17 protein-coding genes and 1 pseudogene are annotated in these 15,738 nt (G+C 39.1%); 8 read left to right on the top strand and 10 right to left on the bottom strand.

Annotated features, from left to right (window positions below; genetic code table 11):
- Positions 1 to 27 precede the first annotated feature (27 nt).
- The 3 genes from P4S71_RS16695 to bufA2 all read right to left on the bottom strand — a co-directional run bounded on the left by P4S71_RS16695 (position 28) and on the right by bufA2 (position 2,262).
- Positions 28 to 801 carry a DNA-binding domain-containing protein gene (locus P4S71_RS16695; RefSeq protein ID WP_337120262.1) on the bottom strand — a complete coding sequence of 258 codons (774 nt, stop codon included), beginning with the start codon at positions 799 to 801 and terminating at the stop codon, positions 28 to 30.
- Positions 798 to 1,628, bottom strand: coding sequence for an MNIO family bufferin maturase (bufB, locus tag P4S71_RS16690; RefSeq protein ID WP_337151058.1), 831 nt, complete (start codon positions 1,626 to 1,628; stop codon positions 798 to 800). The genes P4S71_RS16695 and bufB overlap by 4 nt, the downstream gene beginning before the upstream one ends.
- A 175-nt stretch (positions 1,629 to 1,803) precedes the next feature.
- Positions 1,804 to 2,262: a BufA2 family periplasmic bufferin-type metallophore gene (gene bufA2, locus P4S71_RS16685; RefSeq protein WP_007375404.1), complete on the bottom strand. Its 459-nt coding sequence runs from the start codon at positions 2,260 to 2,262 to the stop codon at positions 1,804 to 1,806.
- A 225-nt stretch (positions 2,263 to 2,487) separates the two neighbouring features.
- Here bufA2 and P4S71_RS16680 point away from each other — a divergent pair.
- From P4S71_RS16680 to P4S71_RS16665, 4 genes and pseudogenes are all read left to right on the top strand, one after another.
- Positions 2,488 to 3,851, top strand: a pseudogene (locus P4S71_RS16680) (COG3014 family protein).
- A gap of 8 nt (positions 3,852 to 3,859) precedes the next feature.
- The gene (locus tag P4S71_RS16675) at positions 3,860 to 4,285 is read left to right on the top strand and encodes a YcfL family protein (protein ID WP_007375406.1); all 426 of its coding nucleotides are present in this window, start codon (positions 3,860 to 3,862) and stop codon (positions 4,283 to 4,285) included.
- Between the two features lie 11 nt (positions 4,286 to 4,296).
- Entirely contained in the window at positions 4,297 to 4,917 is a 621-nt protein-coding gene (gene lpoB / locus P4S71_RS16670; protein WP_007375407.1) for a penicillin-binding protein activator LpoB, read from the top strand.
- 16 nt (positions 4,918 to 4,933) lie between these two features.
- On the top strand, positions 4,934 to 5,401 hold the full coding sequence (locus P4S71_RS16665) for a glycine zipper 2TM domain-containing protein (protein WP_337151057.1): 468 nt from the start codon (positions 4,934 to 4,936) through the stop codon (positions 5,399 to 5,401).
- A gap of 66 nt (positions 5,402 to 5,467) precedes the next feature.
- On the opposite strand, the gene P4S71_RS16660 is transcribed toward P4S71_RS16665, so the two are convergent.
- Complete coding sequence (locus P4S71_RS16660; RefSeq protein ID WP_337151056.1) at positions 5,468 to 6,685, bottom strand: pyridoxal phosphate-dependent aminotransferase; 1,218 nt, start codon at positions 6,683 to 6,685, stop codon at positions 5,468 to 5,470.
- Between the two features lie 367 nt (positions 6,686 to 7,052).
- Positions 7,053 to 7,397, bottom strand: coding sequence for an Hpt domain-containing protein (locus P4S71_RS16655; RefSeq protein ID WP_337120259.1), 345 nt, complete (start codon positions 7,395 to 7,397; stop codon positions 7,053 to 7,055).
- Positions 7,398 to 7,533: 136 nt separating this feature from the next.
- Between P4S71_RS16655 and P4S71_RS16650 the strand changes: the two genes are divergently transcribed.
- Entirely contained in the window at positions 7,534 to 8,130 is a 597-nt protein-coding gene (locus P4S71_RS16650; protein WP_096792949.1) for a tRNA-uridine aminocarboxypropyltransferase, read from the top strand.
- A 24-nt stretch (positions 8,131 to 8,154) separates the two neighbouring features.
- Entirely contained in the window at positions 8,155 to 8,940 is a 786-nt protein-coding gene (locus P4S71_RS16645) for a CLCA_X family protein (protein WP_182756543.1), read from the top strand.
- Positions 8,941 to 8,956: 16 nt separating this feature from the next.
- Here P4S71_RS16645 and dcd read toward each other — a convergent pair whose 3' ends face one another.
- Together dcd and apbC are read right to left on the bottom strand one after the other, a co-directional pair.
- Positions 8,957 to 9,541 (bottom strand): dCTP deaminase, encoded by a 585-nt coding sequence (dcd, locus tag P4S71_RS16640; RefSeq protein WP_076923901.1) that lies wholly within the window; start codon positions 9,539 to 9,541, stop codon positions 8,957 to 8,959.
- 6 nt (positions 9,542 to 9,547) lie between these two features.
- Complete coding sequence (gene apbC / locus P4S71_RS16635; protein ID WP_337151055.1) at positions 9,548 to 10,624, bottom strand: iron-sulfur cluster carrier protein ApbC; 1,077 nt, start codon at positions 10,622 to 10,624, stop codon at positions 9,548 to 9,550.
- 187 nt (positions 10,625 to 10,811) lie between these two features.
- Between apbC and metG the strand changes: the two genes are divergently transcribed.
- Positions 10,812 to 12,833 carry a methionine--tRNA ligase gene (metG, locus tag P4S71_RS16630; RefSeq protein ID WP_096792947.1) on the top strand — a complete coding sequence of 674 codons (2,022 nt, stop codon included), beginning with the start codon at positions 10,812 to 10,814 and terminating at the stop codon, positions 12,831 to 12,833.
- 128 nt (positions 12,834 to 12,961) lie between these two features.
- Positions 12,962 to 13,609: a bifunctional 4-hydroxy-2-oxoglutarate aldolase/2-dehydro-3-deoxy-phosphogluconate aldolase gene (locus P4S71_RS16625; protein WP_096792946.1), complete on the top strand. Its 648-nt coding sequence runs from the start codon at positions 12,962 to 12,964 to the stop codon at positions 13,607 to 13,609.
- A 36-nt stretch (positions 13,610 to 13,645) separates the two neighbouring features.
- Here the strand turns inward: P4S71_RS16625 and lepB are convergent, their stop codons facing one another.
- The 3 genes from lepB to P4S71_RS16610 form a co-directional block, all read right to left on the bottom strand.
- Complete coding sequence (lepB, locus tag P4S71_RS16620; RefSeq protein ID WP_007375417.1) at positions 13,646 to 14,296, bottom strand: signal peptidase I; 651 nt, start codon at positions 14,294 to 14,296, stop codon at positions 13,646 to 13,648.
- Positions 14,297 to 14,448: 152 nt separating this feature from the next.
- Complete coding sequence (locus P4S71_RS16615; RefSeq protein WP_002963210.1) at positions 14,449 to 14,703, bottom strand: DUF2999 family protein; 255 nt, start codon at positions 14,701 to 14,703, stop codon at positions 14,449 to 14,451.
- 62 nt (positions 14,704 to 14,765) lie between these two features.
- Positions 14,766 to 15,728, bottom strand: a complete 963-nt coding sequence (locus P4S71_RS16610) for a zinc-binding dehydrogenase (protein WP_096792944.1) — start codon at positions 15,726 to 15,728, stop codon at positions 14,766 to 14,768.
- Positions 15,729 to 15,738: the final 10 nt, after the last annotated feature.

Here is a 15,738-nt window from a genome sequence, read left to right as displayed (position 1 = left end):
GCAACAAAAAAACATTGTTGTTTAAACTTACTCGTTAATTAACCAACCACGTTCAAGCCACTGATTAATTTTAGTAATTAAAAACCCAGCGATTTGCTCACCAGGGAGCTCATTTAAACAGGATTGGCATAACTGTGCAAAGGGTGTGTTTTGTTTTAATAGATTCAGTAAGCGATGCTCTTGTGCATCAACGCTTAAATATTGTGTACGCCTGTCAATATCACGTGCAATAACCCAAAAGCGAGGTTCTGAGGCTATTGGTTCTGGCGGTGTTTGCTTTTCTTTTATTGCCTGCCAACTTTCAACCGCCAACGTATTAAACGCGACTAACTGTACACTTGGATGTAATTTTAATAGTAAATTTGGCCATTGCTGTGGTTCAATACTTTCAAGCTCTGATACATTGAGTAATGTTTTATCGCTTGCATCAAACGCGCTTAGCAATAGTCGTTCAAATTTGGCTATATCTGCAAGTATGGGGTAATCGTTAAAAGGAGTATTGGTGGCTAAGTAATCAGGTAATTTCTCTGCAAAAATTCGTAGTGACGTATGAGTTGAAGGATATAAAGCTAAATAACCATCAACCATCATCTCAAATAAATCATCACCTAAGTAAATGCCCAACTGTTCGTGATCTTGTTCTACAACAGCTCTTAAACGAATTTTATAAGCGTTTTGATAAATAGAGAGTCGCTGTTGTGTATTTAACTGCCCTTGCTGCGCAATTTGCTCGCTAATATCCGAACTTTCACCTTGCAGTAAATCCATAAACTGTTGTTGCAGCTTCGCTAAATCGCTCATGCTCCAATATCCCAAAACGGTTTCACTAGCGTTTTAGCATGCTCAAGCTCAGTTATTAAATTATCAAGGGAGCCAATATTATCATCGCGTTCAATCATAGTACTTACAGGACCTAATGTTTTTGCATACTGAGCATATAAGTCCCATACCGCATCTGGGACATCTTCATCATGAGTATCTATAATATGCGTACCAAAGTCTTGATGTCCTGCTAAGTGAATTTGCGCAATAGCAGTACTCGGAATAGCCGATAAATAATCCATTGCGTTAAAGTCGTGATTACGTGCACTTACATAAACATTGTTTACATCCATTAAAAACTTACAGCCAGTTTGCTTATGTAATTGCGCTAAAAATTCCCACTCACTAATTTGTGAAGCGTTGTATGTTAAATAACTCGACACATTTTCAAAAATCATCTCTCGGCCTAGGTAATCCTGAACTTGCGATATTTTATTAGCTAAATGTTCAAGCGCCTCATTGGTGTAAGGCATTGGCAGTAAATCGTGGCTATTTATGCCGCCAACTTGAGTGAAGCATAAATGATCAGACACCCACTGCGGCTCTACTCTTGCAATGGTGTTTTTTAACTGATTTAAATAGTCTTTGTTGATTGCGTCTGTACTACCAATCGACATTGATACACCATGCATCACAATGGGGTAATCAGATCTGATTTTATTTAAATAATGCCAAGGTTTTCCACCGGCTACAAAATAGTTTTCTGAAATAATTTCAAACCAATCTACAGCTGGTTTCTCTGCAATAATTTGCTCAAAATGAGGGGCTCTTAGTCCTAAACCAAAACCTAAAAAACGATTTGTCATAAACTTCCTTAATAAGCCTGAATAATAAAATACATCGTTCAGGCTTATTTTATGCGTTCGATAAATTTTTATACCAATTGCATTAAATTAGTGATCTATTATAGCGCTAAGAAAATAACGCAATAAGTGTGCTATTTAATGCGATAAAAAGATCATATTTTTAATAAAATTGGTATTAGCTACCTACAGAACCACCAATGTCACCACATGCTTTTGCTGGCATTGATACAAAACCAGTCCCTTTACACGATGCATGTCCAGCGCACGCGTTATTAGCTGTTTTACAATCGTTATGACCGCCACACACATTTACATCATTACAATGTACTAAATCAGCTTTAGCTACACTGCCAACCCATTTATCTTTTACTTTACCGCCAACGTCAGCACACGCTTTTGCAGGCATAGCTACAAAACCAGTCCCTTTACATGATGCTTGACCAGCACATGCATTTTCAGCTGTTTTACAGTCGTTATGACCGCCACACACATTTGCATCGTAACAATGAACTAAATCAGTTGTTGCGCCATTATTTGCAACAGAACTTGATGGTGATGTTTCTGCCTCTGTTGCATTACAACCAACTAAACCTGCAACCATTACAGCCATTGCTGCACCTGTGAACTTTTTCATTTTTTATTTCCTCTAAGTGATATAACAAATAGCTAGACCGTAAAAGCTAAATTACTATTTCAGTGTAGTTGATAAAAAATTAATAGAGTTCACGTTTTGTTCACCAGTGTGATCTTATATTTCTAGATTAGCAGGCAATTTTACTCTACGATTTTTTACAATATTTCACACATCTAGCTAAAAATAATATGTTAATGTATGTAGGTAAATTAAGAGGAGTGCGCAGTGCGCCTAAGTATAACTTTAAGCTTTTGTTTTATTTTAAGTGGGTGTAGCACAATAGGTTTTAGTGACCTATTTAATGACTATGCCACGCAAATGACACCAATAAGAAATGCGATCGAGAAAAATAATATCGAAGAAGCGCAATCCCTTATTGCTAATAATAGCCCCCTGCACAGCAGCTACTTACTCAACCAACTCGAGCAAGCTCGTTTAAACGACTTAGCGAATATAGAAAATGATGCACAAAGCAAATTCGAGAATGTGTATACGCAAATGCAAAAAAACGTGAAGCCGCCAAAATACAGGTAAGTGCAGGGCTTGAACAAAGTAATGCGTTATTTACTAACGACTCAGCCATTACCTATGTTCCACCTGCTTACGAAATGAGCATGCTTCATAGCTATAAAGCACTTAACTATGTATATAAAAATGATATTGAAGGCGCTTTAGTAGAAATTCGTAGAGCTAATAAAGTACAAGTTGATGCACTTGCAGAAAATCAAACTGAAGTCGACTCAACAATAAAAGAAGCGCAACAGCACTACCCGAGTATGAACAATGTAACCAGGGATGTAAAAAATGGCTTTCAAAATGCCTACTCGTTTTACTTATCTGCTTTGCTTTACCAAAGTGCTAAACAATACGACGATGCTTATATTGATTATAAAAAAGCACTCGCTATACAACCTAACAATATTTATTTACAACAGGACGTAATACGCCTTGCTAAAAAACAAGGGTTTGCGCAAGACTTAAGTGAATTCAAAAAACGTTTTAGTGATGCGCCAACTATTTCTTCATCACAAGGCGAAGTGATTGTTTTATTTGAACAAGGCTTAGTACCAAAACAAGATGAATTTAAACTGCGCTTACCAATTTATTCATCACGTGGCGATGCACGCTTTTATAGCCTAGCAATGCCGGTATATAAAGATAACGCCTATGTGCGCCGTCTTAACACCATAAACATTGATGCACAAAGCTTAACGCTTAGTCCACTGGTACACATTGAAGCACTTGCAGCCAAAACATTAGAAGATCAAATACCTGCAAAAGTAGCCCGTCAAGTACTTAGGTTAGTGGCAAAAGAAAAAGTGCGTGCAGAGTTTGCTCGCAGCGCCGGTGATGTAGGTAACATAATTGCCAATATTTATAATTTGGCATCTGAGCAAGCTGATACACGCAGTTGGCTTACGCTTCCAAATCAAATAAGTGTTGCAAGGCAAAACCTAAATACAGGTGAGCATTCTCTGCATATAGGCACACAAGCGCCTATAAATTTCACCATTAGTAAGCAAGGGTTAACGTTAATTTACTTAACCTCTATCAATAACTACTTTAATTACCACGTAGTTCAACTTTAGGAGCCATCATGAAATACATAGCGCCATTATTAGCAGTACTAATGCTAAGTGCATGTTCAAGTAAACCGATTACATCCGGTATTTCTGTTGAACAAAATAAAAGCCAGTTTAATGAGCAATTACGTGTTGATAACCCAGCTTTAAGTAAAAAGCTGACTATAACTGACATAAAGACCCGTCAAACAAACCAGTTAACCGATGTGGTAGTGACACTTTCGAGTCAGTATAAAAAATCACAGTATTTACAGTATCAATTTAATTGGTTTGATAAAGACGGCTTTGTTATTAAAGGCAACCACTCACCTTGGCAAGCACTCACCTTATTTGGTTTTGCAAAAACACAATTACCGGGCTTAGCACCAAGCTCTGATGCAGTTACCTTTTCTTTAGCAGTAAGAGAAGTGTCTACCGAATCACAAGAATTTAAAGATTAAAGGAAACAACCATGATCATCAGTAACAAATTTAAAACAGCATCAACTTACGCTTTAGTTGGCTTGAGCGCTTTAGTATTAAGTGGCTGTGCTAATAAAGCCGTAGTAAGTTATGGCGATGCACAAGCAGTAGAAACAACCGATATTAATTTTGGCTCTACTGACTTACAAAAAGTAGCGAGCCAAATGACCGATTCATTACTCAGCTCACCCGTTGTTGGCACAATGACCGCTAATAAACGCCCTGTAGTATTTGTTGAGCGTATTAAAAACAAAACCAGTGAACACATTGATACTGAATCAATCACCGATTCAATCTCAACACAAATGCTACGCAGCGGTAAGTTCCGTTTTGTAGATATGACTCGTGTTGAGTCAGTACGTGAGCAATTAACGTTTCAAAACGAAGATGCCCTTGTTAACCCTGCTACAGCCGTTGCATTTGGTAAACAAATTGGCGCGCAATATATGTTATACGGAAATTTATCAAGTATCGTTAAATCAAATGCTGATAAATCAGACGTATACTATAAATTTACGATGCGTCTAATGGATATGGAAAGCGGCCTAGTTGAATGGGCAGACGAAACTGAAATTCGTAAAACGAAAGAAAAATCAACCTTTGGCTGGTAGCCAATAGGAGCAAATTATGAAAGCAATTACTGTAATTATGTGCGCCTTACTTATAATAAGTGCGCCTACGTTTGCTAAATACGAGCGCAATAAAGCAGTCCCTGTGCAGCAAGTTTTATTTGGTGACGTAAAATCGGTCCGCAATATTACCGAACAAGAAATCATTCAAGACAAAAACAACGGCTGGAAAACCTTCGGCGGTGCATTACTCGGCGGTGTTGTAGGCAACCAGTTTGGTGGCGGTAGCGGCCGCACAGTAGCAACAATATTAGGCTCGGTAATTGGCGGCAGTGTTGCACATAACAGGCAGCAGCAAAGTCATTATCAGCAAAATAATTTTGTAGAGTTATTAATACAAGTTGAAAACGGCGATCAGTTTATGGTTGTTCAAGATCAAGACCAATCAATGCGTTTTGGTAAAGGTGATAACGTAAGATTAGTTTACTTGAACGACAACACGGTGCGTGTAGATAAAGCGTATTAGCTAATATATTCATGACTAAAGTAAAAAACGAGCCAAATTTGGCTCGTTTTTTTATTTTTTTAATAGCTATACTTGGCGATAGTCTTTAAAAAAGCGCTTCATTTTTAACATCGCATCGGATAAATCATCTTTGCTTGGTAAAAATACCAACCTAAAATGATCCGGCTCGGGCCAATTAAACGCCCTGCCATGTACAAGTAATATTTTTTCGGCTTTTAGCAAATCGTACATCATCTTTTCATCATCTTTAACGTTAAAAAGTGCTGTATCTACTTTGGCAAACGCATAAAGCGCGCCTTTAGGTTTTTTACAACTAATGCCTTCAATAGCGTTTAACCCGCGCCATGCTATATCGCGCTGCTCGTATAAGCGCCCGCCTGGGTTAATCAAATTATCAATTGATTGCACGCCGCCCAACGCTTGTTGAATTGCATATTGCGCAGGTACATTTGCGCACAAACGCATAGATGAAAGTATTTCAAGACCTTTGCGTAAATCATCCATAACTGAGGTACGACCGCTTAGCACCATCCACCCCATTCTCAGCCCCGCTGCACGGTAAGTTTTAGCTAAACCGTTAAAAGTAATGATTGGTACATCATCACAAAGTGAGCCGATTGAAGTATGCGTTATATCATCGTATAAAATCTTTTCGTAAATTTCATCGCTCAATAGCAGTAGTTTATGTTCACGCGCTATATCAATTAATTGCATTAGCAAATCGTCACTGTAAACCGCACCTGTCGGATTATTAGGATTGATTAATACCAGCGCTTTAGTTTTAGATGTTATTTTGCTTTTTATATCTGCAATGTCCGGAAACCAATCTTGCTCTTCATCACATAAATAATGCACCGGATTACCACCCGATAACGTGACAGAAGCAGTCCAAAGTGGATAATCTGGAGCTGGAATAAGCACTTCATCGCCATTATTTAATAGCGCTTGGGTGATCATTTGAATAAGTTCGCTTACGCCATTACCAATATAAATGTTATCTACATCTAAATTATGTAATCCACGTTGTTGGTAGTGCTGATAAATAGCCACGCGGGCTGAATAGAGGCCTTTAGAGTCACAGTAACCTTGGGCTGAATATAAGTTGCGGATAATATCGCGGTGCATATCTTCTGGCATATCAAAACCAAAAGCAGCCGGATTACCTATATTCAATTTTAATACTTTTTGACCTTCGTCTTCCATTTTTTTAGCTTGTGCTAAAACCGGCCCACGAATGTCATAACATACACATTCTAATTTGTGACTCTTTTTAATATCAGACATTTTTACCTCTTTAGGGCGTATTGACTTTATGGATTAAATTTGTTCAACCTAGGGGCGATTTAATCGCGGCGCGAGATTTGTAACCTAGTGGGCTAAGTAAAAATTGAGTAACAAAGAGAAAATAGCCCCTAGGAAGAACCCTCTGGGCAATGCGTGTTTGGTTTTTATGTGTTGTTATCGCCTATTTATGTGGAAAAACCACACTGCATAGGCTCTGCCTAACCTAAAAACCAGACACTCGTTGCAAATTCAATCCCGAAAGATCAACACGCCCTAGTGAATCTTTAGACTAACCTAGTAAAGGCGTAAAATGCCAGTGTATTTGATTACTTAATACTGAAATAAATTCACGTTTCAACTTCAATAATTAGCGAGATGCTAACCATTCATTTAGCTTAGCTTGAGAGCCTGTTACTTGAGCCATTAAGCTATTAGATGCGTCGATAGCTTCAGCTAAGTTATCTACGTTTAAATTTTGCTCAATAACACGCGATACTTCAGCAAGGCTTGAAGCGCCAAACTGCGCCGCGTTCGATTTTAAACTATGGGAGTGGCGAATAGCTGCTTCTTTATCTTTACCAATGGTTGCTAAAACTTCTGAGCCTAAACGTTCAAACTCTGAGCAGCAAAAATCAAGTGTATCAGCAAACTGCTCACCCAATAACGATTCCATACTCTCTAATGCTGATGTATCAATATTTATTTCTGTCATATTTTAAGCCCTTAAAACAATCCATGTAAGTTACAGTTTAATAGTACTACTTTATATTGATGCGTAAAAAAACCAACTTAATTACCTTATAAATGTATAATTGCGAGGATCATACTGGCAACAAAAAGTTTATTAAATGGCACGCACACTTTGTAATCATTGTAATTTTTCACTAAACACCTGTATTTGCAACGCAATTACAAATATAAACAACAAAGTTACGGTTATTATTCTACAGCACCCGAGTGAAGAAAAAACAGCAAAAAATACAGCTAAACTACTCAATTTATGCCTAACTGATTGCCAAATAATCAAAGGCGAAAATAATGATGACTTTTCCATACTAAAAACACTGCCAGTAAGCTCAACTGTTTTACTCTACCCTAACGAACACGCTATAAATTTAGACGATAGCGCTGAGCAGCCTAGTATAAAAAACGTCACCCATTTAATCGTGGTTGATGGTACATGGAAAAAAGCCTACAAAATTTTGCAACTCACCACATTACTTAATAAATTTAAAACGGTCAGTTTTAAACAGCTACCTAAAAATCGTTATGCTATTCGTAAAGCCCCTCGGGCCGACAGCCTATCCACACTTGAAGCTGTAGCGCATAGTTTGTTTTTAATAGAGCAGCTAAATCCCGCACCACTTTATAATGCGCTTAATGAATTAATACAAAAACAAACCCAACACATGCCCGAGCACGTAAAAGCACGTTACTTAGATTAAACTCGTTACTATATGAAACTTGCAATGCGTAACTACCCTAACAGACTAAAACGTGGCTTTACTCGCCAAGGACCCGACTATCGCTTTGACGACCAAGTCGACTTTAGCGATATAAGAGATACCTTCGGCTTTAGATCTATGGTCGTTGGTAAATGGGTAACTAAAGAAGAGCGCTACATTAGCGCCAATTTAATTTACGATGCGCTGGCGGATCTTGCGCAAATACTGCATTTACCGCCCAAAGCTATTGGCCTGCGCGGCAAGCTTAACTTTGCATTTGGTCATGGTGGTCAAAAAGGTGTGCAAGCGCATTATAATGCAGCCTCTCAAACACTTGCTCTTGCAAAAAATGCAGGCGGTGGTGCACTTGCTCACGAATGGTTCCATGCATTTGACCATCATATAAGCGAGCATTTATTTGCAGCAAAACCCCGCTTTGGCTTTGCCTCAAAATTGTGGCTTTCAAACACGCCTAATTTATCGCATCCACTTAATAATGCTTTGAACAGTTTTTATAAACATGTATTTTTAGATGAAGATGGTATTGATGCAAATAACTTTGTACAAACGTGTATAGAACACGATAAAGCCCACAATATGAATTATATGAGCATGCCAGAAGAGCTTGCAGCACGGTGTTTTGAAGCCTGTATTGAAGGCCACACATATATAAAAAATAGCTTTTTAGTGGGAGGCTTAAAAAGTAGTAATTTAATATACCCAAATAGTGAGCATATTAATAAAGCAAATGAAGCGCTTAACCAGTATTTTGAACTACTGGGCTATGCGCTTCATAAAATAGACGAGTAATGCCTATATTTGGTGATTATTTGTCGTCACTAATACGACTTGCTACTGCGCTGCTTTGATCTTTATATTTTGCATCTTTACGAATATTGTATGGGTTTTCACACGGCCCCGATAACATTTCAAAGCTCATAGCCCCAATTTTCATCAGTGGGCGAAGCGCCAGTGGTAATTTACCTGAGTTGTAAAACTCTAAAACAATATTACCGCTCCAGCCTGGGTCTATTCGGTGCGCTGTTACATGCACCATTAAACCCAAACGCGCAAGCGATGAGCGTCCATCTAACCAACCTACTATATCTGCTGGCAACGTTACTTTTTCATGGGTAATAGCTAGTGCAAGTTCACCTGGGTGTAAAAAGAATGCTTCACCTTCATCAAGCACTATTTCTTCACTCATGATCGATTCCATGGCTTTATTTAACTGATCTTTTGGACCACTTAAATCGACATATGCGGCATTATGCGCATTAAAAGTTCTAAATTTATTACCCAAGCGTAAATCGGCCGTTACACCGGAAATCATCTCGCTCGTTGGTGCAGGCTCAATAACTATGCGGCCATCGCTTAAGTATTCATTAATATGTGTGTCTGAAAGTCTCATTATTATTTAATCTTCCGTAATCACAATTTCAATCGAATTGTGATGCTGTTGATAATAAAGCGTGCTGGCTATTAGCCTCGCTGCTGCGCTGTATGTTTTGCTTATTGCGGCGTTGTTATCGTTGGCAATAAGTTTACCTTGCTCAGAATACTCGCGTATATCTATGGCAAGAGGAATATGACTAAGTACAGGCACGCCATGCTTGTGCGCCAGTTTTTGTGCGCCGTCTTTACCAAATACGTGATTTGCCTCACCGCAGTGGCTGCAAATGTAGTGGCTCATGTTTTCTATTAAGCCAAGCACCGGTACGTTTACTTTATTAAACATAGCAATGCCTTTTTGCGCATCGGCAAGGGCTAAGTCTTGCGGTGTAGTGACAATAACAGTACCACTCGCTGGTACTTTTTGGCTCATTGTAAGTTGAATATCACCGGTACCCGGTGGCATATCCACAATTAAGTAGTCAAGCTCGCCCCAATCAGTCTCGTTTAGCAATTGGCTCAGCGCACCTGACGCCATTGGCCCACGCCATACGGTAGCATCATCACTTGGCACTAAAAAACCGATTGATTGCGCTTTAATGCCGTTTGCATCAAAAGGCTGTAATTGTTTGTTATCTTTAGTGACGGGCTCTGCGCCCACTAATCCTAAAAGCATTGGGATAGATGGGCCATAAATGTCAGCATCTAAAATACCCACCTTTGCGCCTTCATTTTTAAGCGCGCCTGCCAAGTTAACAGCAGTAGTTGACTTACCTACTCCACCTTTGCCTGAGGCAATAAGCACAATATGTTTAATCGCCTTAAACTTAGCTGCCTCTTTAATGATAACCTTGGCGCTAATTGTTACAGGCACTTCCAAGCTTTCACATACGTGTTGCTCAACTAAAGGCATTTCTGATTGCCCAGCAAATGGCAGGGTTAATTTAATTTGTAGTGATTTATCGTCATTTTGAGTAATAGTATCAATGAAGCTTTCGTCAATACCGACAGCAAAAGCCGCACTACGATATGCCGCTAAGGCAGTAATAATCGGTTGTTTTTGCACCGATTTAGAAGAGAATAGTTTCGACAGTCCAAACATAGCAATTAAATAGCGTTTCTTTGATGAAAAGTGCCACGGAATTATGTAACATTCAGGGCATTAACACCAGTCAATTAATAAAAATCCATAAGCTGTGCGCACTCTAAGCAGATAGCTTGTAGATAAATTAATGATAATTGCCGTTTGCATAATAAAAACGGCGTTTTATCCTCAATTCGGAATGATTATGACGCAGCGAAAGATCCTGATTACCAGCGCATTACCTTATGCAAATGGCCCTACTCACCTAGGTCATTTATTGGAATATATTCAAACTGATATTTGGTCACGTTTTCAAAAACTACAAGGCCACGAAGCTTATTATGTTTGCGCAGACGATGCCCACGGCACGCCAATTATGCTTAATGCGCAAAAGCAAGGGATCACGCCTGAAGAAATGGTAAAACAAGTGAGCATAGAGCGCCAACGCGACTTTGCTGACTTTAATATCAAATTTGATAACTACCACAGCACGCACAGCCAAGAAAACAAAGAATTAAGCGAACTTATTTATAACCGCCTAAACGATGCCGGTCATATTAAAAAGCACACTATTTCGCAATTATTCGACCCTGAAAAAGGTATTTTCTTACCAGACCGTTTTGTAACAGGTACTTGCCCAACGTGTAAGTCTGAAAACCAAAACGGCGATAGCTGTGATTCGTGTGGTGCTACATACAGCCCTACCGAACTTATTAATCCGCGTTCTGTAATGTCAGGCGCAGAACCTGTACTTAAAGATTCTGAGCATTACTTTTTTGACCTGCCAGCATTTGAAGGCATGCTAAAGGAGTGGTTACACTCGGGCACTATTCAACAAGAAATGGCTAACAAGCTAGACGAATGGTTTACCGATGGCTTGCAGCAATGGGATATTAGCCGTGATGCACCTTATTTTGGTTTTGAAATCCCAAATGCACCAGGCAAATATTTTTACGTTTGGTTAGATGCACCTATTGGTTACATGGCGAGCTTTAAAAACCTATGTGACGAAAAAGGCCTCGACTTTGATGCGTTTTGGGCTGAAGGTTCAGATGCAGAGCTTTACCACTTTATTGGTAAAGACATTATCTACTTCCACAGCTTATTTTGGCCAGCAATGCTAGAAGGCGCTAATTTTAGAAAGCCAACTAACGTATTCGCTCATGGTTTTGTAACTGTGAATGGCGAAAAAATGTCTAAATCAAAGGGTACGTTTATTAAAGCGCGTACTTATTTAGATAACTTAAACCCAGAGTACTTACGTTACTACTACGCAGCAAAATTAAGCAGCGGTATTGTTGATCTGGATTTAAACCTAGAAGACTTTGCACAGCGCGTAAATTCAGACCTAGTAGGTAAAGTAGTCAACATAGCGAGCCGTTGTGCTGGCTTTATTACTAAAAAGTTTGATGGCAAACTAAGCAGCACTATTATGCAACCAGAGCTGTTAGCAGAGTTTCAAGCTGCTGCACCGAGCATTACAACACACTACGAGAACCGCGATTACAGCCGCGCAATTCGCGAAATAATGGCGCTTGCCGACAAAGCAAACCAATTTATTGATGGCGCAGCGCCTTGGGTATTAATTAAAGACGAAACTAAGCAACAAGAAGCACACGAAGTGTGTTCTCTTGGTCTTAACTTGTTCCGCATTTTAATTACTTACTTAAAACCCGTGTTACCAGGAATGGCTGATAACGTACAAGCGTTTTTAAATGACGACCTTGCATGGGACGGCGTTCAAAATGCACTAGTAAGCCACCCTATCAATAAATTTAAACCGTTAATGCAACGTGTTGAAATGGATAAAGTGAACAAAATGGTTGAAGAATCTAAAGAAAGCTTAGCACCAAAAGTAACAATTGACCCTAACAGCCCACTTGCAAAAGAGCCAATTAGCGACGAAATTGAATTCGATGATTTTGCAAAAGTAGACTTACGCGTAGCTAAGATTGCTAAAGCAGAGCACGTAGAAGGCGCAGATAAACTACTTAAGCTAACACTTGATTTAGGCGGCGAAACTCGCCAAGTGTTTGCGGGTATTAAATCAGCTTATGCACCTGAGGATATCGAAGGCAAGCTAACCGTTATGGTTGCTAACCTTAAGCCTCGTAAAATGCGCTTTGGTATGTCTGAAGGCATGGTATTAGCAGCAGGCCCTGGCGGAAAAGAAATTTATATTCTTAACCCAGATGACGGCTCAGAGCCTGGTATGCGCGTAATGTAATATTACTCATACAATAAAAACCGCTGATACATCAGCGGTTTTTTTATGGGCAAAAGTAATGTTTAGTCGTATATTAAGCCTAGCCGTTTATACAAATGCCTTTGCATTAAATAAAGTGAATTGTAATTATGACCCAAATTTTAGATACCAACAGAACAAAAGTAAGTAGCCAAATAAAGCAACACAAATTAGTCGCCATACTGCGCTTAAAACAACAAACCGATGTAGCTCCATTAATTGATTGTTTAATAAATGCGGGCATACACTCATTAGAGATCACTTCAAACACACCTGGCTTTGAGCAAGAAATAGCAAAAGCTCGCGCAGCGCATAAAAACGCACTTATTGGTGCTGGCACAATAATTAACACCACCCTTGCCCAGCAAGCTATTGATGCGGGCGCGCAGTTTATCGTAACGCCAAATACCAACAAATCGGTTGTCGAACTTGCCCACCAGTACGGGTTACCCGTATTAATGGGCGCACTAACACCTACCGATGTAGCAAATGCAATTGAATATAACGCTGATATTATTAAGGTATTTCCTGCCGGCAGTATGGGCGTCGGTTACTTTAAAGCATTAACCGGTCCTTTTTCAGAAGCACAATTAATGCCTGTTGGTGGTGTGAATTTAGATAATATATCTCAGTGGTTTGAAGCAGGTGCTTGTGGCGCTGCAGTCAGTGGCGATTTTTGTAAGGTATTAAATACTGAACAAGAGCGTAGTGTTCTTACCAAGCTTGTAAAAAAATATATAAGTGAACTGCCTAAATAGGCAGTTATATTTTAACTATAAAATTAATCATCTTTTTTAATTGAGCTTTTTCAATACGCGGTCTTTTCTTGGTAGGTAATAGTTATCGTAATCAAGTGAGACTATAACGCGCTCTGCTTTTCCTAATAACTCATTACGCGGAATTAAACCTATTACACGCGAGTCAGCGCTATTGTCGCGGTTATCGCCCATTGCTAAATAATAATCATCAGGAATTGTAATTGCGTCAAAGCCCGATAAACGTGAAGGAATATTTGCCACTCTTATCGAATGCGCTAACCCGTTTAAATCTTCGATTTTATCAAGCGAGTCTATGTTGCTTTGCTGATCTGCATAATTAAGTTTTTTACCATTAATAATGAGCTCATTATTTTCAAGCGCAACCGTATCCCCTGGCACACCAATTACACGTTTAATTAAACGGTTATCAGCAGCTTGTGAGTCAAAAACAATAATATCACCGGTTTGTGGGTCCGCTAGTTTAAGTAGTTTTATATGCGTAAATGGGACACGAATATCATAGGCCATTTTATCGGTAAGTATTCTGTCACCTTCTTGAATTGTTGGTTTCATTGAGCCTGTTGGCACTTCGTACCAATCGGCTACAGCGCTTCTAAATACGCTCATTAGTGCAATAAATACGATAAGAGATCGGTTGTTTTTCCAAAACTTATAAAGCGGTTTCATATTATTTCCCTGCGTTAATTAAGTATTATTATGACTAACTAAATGCTGAGCAGTTCAATGTAGAGTGTAACAAAAAGTGTGTGCTTTACGGCGGGTATAGCAAGGTCGTTGCTTACCTTGCTATATGATCAATCTGAAAATTAGATTATCAATTACTGTTGATTTAGTTTTTCTTTCGCTTCTTTTACTTTTTCAAAATCTAAACCAAGTTCGTCAGTCGCTTCTTTAATAAGATGCGGTTGAGTCATCACGACTGCCATTAATTGTTGTAACTTTTCTGGCGGAATACCAAGCTCTTGAACAAGCGCCATTGCCATCATTGGGTTTTGAGTAAACGCTTCAAACAATGCTTTTACTTTTTCGTCGCTTACATTGTGCTCTTTAAGTATTGCTAGTATTGGATTCATTATTAAACCTTAAATATTTTTTATAGGGCTTAGTATATGGGCTAAACCCTAAAATTAAAGAGTTACTCTACAAGTAAAACCACTTTTCCTGCGTTTTCATTGCGCTCTAAAATAGCATGGGCTTCGTTTGCGTCGCTCCAAGGCAATGTTTTATACAGGTTAAAGTCGTACTTTTTAGTGGCAATATCATTGTAAAAGCGTGCTACAAAGTCGTCGCGTACCTGGCGTTTAAACTCAATACTACGATTTCTAAGCGTTGAGGCATGAAACGAAATACGCTTTTGTAAAAGTGCCGCAAAATCAACTTCTGCAAAACGTCCATCTAAAAATGCAAGCATTATAATTTGGCAATCCATGGCTGCAATAGCGGCATTTTTATTTAAGTAACTACCCGAAACAGGATCTACAATTGCATTTGCTGTTAACTCATTTGCTTTCATATATTCTACAAAGTCGGTGGTTTTGTAGTTAATTGCATGATCGGCACCGAGCTCTTTTGCGTGTTGGCATTTGTCATCCGTACCAGCGGTAATAACCACGGTAGCACCTGCGCTTTTAGCCATTTGAATTGCTGCACCGCCTACGCCACTAGCACCTGCATGAATAAGCGCTGTTTGCCCTTTTTGTAATTTACCAAACTCAAATAATGCGCCAAATGCCGTTAAATACACTTCGCTTATTGCGGCGCCCTCTGCCATTGTTACATCATCGGGTAATTCCATAAGCTGTTTTGCATCAACTGCTACATATTCGCTATAAGCACCACCTGAGCACAACGTAAAAATACGCTTGTTTAGCCAGCTTTTATCTACATCTTTTCCAAGCTCAGTAACTGTACCCGCACATTCTAAACCTAAAATCGGGCTATCTCCCGCAGGGGCCGGGTATTTACCTTGGCGCTGCATACTGTCTGCACGGTTTACACCTATTGCTGCAACTTTAACAAGTACTTCATGGCTCTTTAAAACCGGTTTTTCGGTTTCACTAAATGCAAGGTTGCCATCTTCATGAGAAATATATTTCATTATTACTCCA

The sequence above is a fragment of the Pseudoalteromonas sp. B62 genome, assembly GCF_037162565.1.
In the GTDB taxonomy this organism is placed as follows: domain Bacteria; phylum Pseudomonadota; class Gammaproteobacteria; order Enterobacterales; family Alteromonadaceae; genus Pseudoalteromonas; species Pseudoalteromonas fuliginea.
This window is presented reverse-complemented; position numbering and strand designations above follow the sequence as displayed.